The 501-nt window shown below is 49.3% G+C and carries 1 protein-coding gene; it reads right to left on the bottom strand.

The window, feature by feature from the left end; translation table 11 throughout:
- Nucleotides 1-501 (bottom strand): amidase family protein (locus ACTHUM_RS18930; protein WP_440403818.1); only part of this gene is annotated, 501 nt, incomplete at both ends.

Here is a 501-nt window from a genome sequence, read left to right as displayed (position 1 = left end):
GGTTCACGGCGATGGTGTAAATATCGGATAAGTACATTTGCACAGGGTCGTGAATGTCGCTGCCGAGTTTTGGCGCGGCAGTCGGCGCAGTCGGCGCCAAAATGAAATCACATTGACCAAAGGCCGTCTGAAAATCATTGGCAACCAGACGGCGCAGTTTTTGCGCTTTCAAATAGTACGCATCGTAGTAACCATGGCTCAATACATAAGTACCGATCATGATACGGCGTTTGACCTCGCTGCCAAAACCTTCGGCACGGGTGTTGCTGTACATTTCTTCCAAATCGCCAAATTGCACCGCACGGTGGCCATAACGTACGCCATCAAAACGGGACAAGTTGGTACTTGCTTCAGCAGAGGCAAGAACGTAATAAGCAGGAATCGACAATGATGTTTGCGGCAGGGAAACTTCAACAGTCTCCGCTCCTTGTACTTTGAGCAAATCAATAACGCTTTGCAAGGCCGTCTGAACATCGGCATCTGCGCCTTCGCCAAAATATT

Source organism: Neisseria sp. P0021.S006 (genome assembly GCF_051956895.1).
This window is presented reverse-complemented; position numbering and strand designations above follow the sequence as displayed.